General features: G+C 57.8%; 2 protein-coding genes. Both read right to left on the minus strand.

The features are described from left to right. Positions 1-57: 57 nt before the first annotated feature. Positions 58-861 carry an IS21-like element helper ATPase IstB gene (gene istB / locus F6Y09_RS19990; RefSeq protein ID WP_152208723.1) on the minus strand — a complete coding sequence of 268 codons (804 nt, stop codon included), beginning with the start codon at positions 859-861 and terminating at the stop codon, positions 58-60. Further along, on the minus strand, positions 858-2,042 hold the full coding sequence (gene istA, locus F6Y09_RS19995) for an IS21 family transposase (protein WP_152208724.1): 1,185 nt from the start codon (positions 2,040-2,042) through the stop codon (positions 858-860). Before istA ends, istB begins: the two co-directional genes overlap by 4 nt. Positions 2,043-2,145: the final 103 nt, after the last annotated feature.

Here is a 2,145-nt window from a genome sequence, read left to right on the forward strand (position 1 = left end):
TTGTCAACAACAGTGAACTTTGACCGCTTTTTATCAGTTTAGATTGTCCGGTTTTCATCAGTTTTCAGTGTCCGTTTTTTGAGGTTCGGTGTCGTCAGAGTTCTCCTGTTTTTGAGCAGTACCGGGTATGAGACCAGCCTTCCGTTTATCTTTCAGACGGTAACTCTCCCCCTTGATGTTCAGAGTCGTTGAGTGGTGCAGGAGCCTGTCGAGGATGGCCGTAGCAATGACCTGATCCCCGAACACCTCGCCCCAGTCCATAAAGCTCTTGTTGGATGTCAGGATGGTGCTGGCTCGCTCGTAGCGCCGGTTGATCAAGCGGAAGAACAGGCTGGCTTCCTCCCGGGTCATGGGCAGGTAACCGATCTCGTCCAGCACCAGCACCTTCGGGTAAGTCAGCTGCTGGAGCTGCCGGTCCAATCGGTTTTCCTGCCGGGCTTTGACCAAGGTGGTGACTAAGCGGTCCAGGGTCATAAACAGAACGCGGTGGCCGGCCTCAGCAGCCTTTACGCCAAGGGCGACAGCCAGGTGGGTTTTGCCCACGCCCGGCGGTCCCAGCAGGATCACGTTCTCGTTGCGATCCACGAACCCCAGGCCGGAGAGTTCCCGGATCAGTTTTCGGTCAAGGCTGGGCTGGAAGCTGAAGTCGAACTGCTCCAGGGTTTTAATCCAGGGTAGCCTGGCCTGTTTGAGCCGCGTATCCAGACCCCTCTGGTGGCGGCCACCCCATTCCTGGGCCAGGGCCTGTTCGAGGAACTCCCGATAGTTCAGGTCCTTTTTGCTGGCGTGTTCGCACAGGGTATCCAGCGAGGCTTGCAGATGATCCATCTTGAGCCGTTCGAGGAGTTGATCGAGGTTCATTGGAGCACCTCCTCGTAAACCGCGAGGCTTCGATATTGTACCGGCATCACGTCTAGCCACAGCGGCTCGTGGTGTTCGGCTACGGTTTGCCAGCCCTGCTTGCGGTCGGTCATCCGGTGGCGGGCCACCTCCTGTCCCCGGATGTCATAGACGGTGAGTTCACCGTCCAGGCTGATGCGGATGTTTACCCGCTGGCCACAATACTCCGCCGGCACACTGTAACGGTTGCCATGCACATCGATATAGGCATCCCAGCCCACATGACGGATATCGTAATAGCGGGTATCGAAGTCCATTTGGGGCCTTGGCAGGAGTTGAGGTTGCTCCTCTTGGAACCGCTCGGCCGGGGTCTGCCGGAACCGCCTCAGCAGACGCTGCTGAGCACAGGTATCCAGCCAGTGTTCCAGTAGCTGATTCAGGTGTGCATAGCTGTCGAAGCTGCGATATCGCTGGAAGAAGTGGTGCTTCACATAACCGACCATCCGTTCGGTCTTACCCTTCGTCCTGGGCCGCTGGGGTCGGCAGGCCTTAGCGACGAAGCCGTAATGGTTGGCCAGTGCCAGGAAGCCGGCATTGAACGTCACCTTGCCATCACGATCATGGCGAACCACGGCCGCCTTCTGGTTGTCCACCAGAACAATGGCTGGGACACCGCCAAAGTACCGGAACGCCTGCACCAGCGACTCGTAGGTGTGTTCGGCATCCTGCCGAGGGCCCGCCCAGACATGGAAGTGCCGGGAATAACCCAGCACGTTCACCGCAATGTTGACGGTACACAACCGGCCTCCGACCTCTGTCCGGATCTCACCCCAGTCATGCTGGAGCTGTTTACCAGGGAGCGTCTCATATCGCACGGTTCGCTTGCTCGCGCGAAGTGGTCGCTTGGGCTGGATGTACTCACGAACCAGGGTGGATGAGCCGGTGTAGCCCCGCTCGCGCAGTTGCTGGAAAATCACCTCGGCGTTCCAGACCTCGTCTGCCAACTGTTCATCGATAAAGGGCTTGAAGGGATCGAGCTTACTGGGCCTGCGTGACTTGGGCTTACCTGTGGGAGGTGCCGGAAGCGCCAGGTACCGACGCACCGTGCGTCCTGAACAGCCAATCCGGTGGGCAATGTCCACGATGTGCGCCCCCTGTGCCCGTAGTTGCTTTATCATGTGAAAGTCCTCTCGGCTTTGCATGAGTCTTTTCCTTTCAGGTTTCGCCACCTTCAAGAAAAGGCCATGCGGGTCGGGAGGACAATCTATCCTGACAATTTACGGACTTTTAGCACTGTTACTGACA

The organism is Marinobacter changyiensis (genome assembly GCF_009193265.1).
Classification (GTDB): Bacteria; Pseudomonadota; Gammaproteobacteria; order Pseudomonadales; family Oleiphilaceae; genus Marinobacter; species Marinobacter changyiensis.

Coding starts and splice junctions, on each gene's coding strand:
- istB (WP_152208723.1), bottom strand. CDS start 861: ATGAACCTCGATCAACTCCTCGAACGGCTCAAGATGGATCATCTGCAA.
- istA (WP_152208724.1), bottom strand. CDS start 2,042: ATGCAAAGCCGAGAGGACTTTCACATGATAAAGCAACTACGGGCACAG.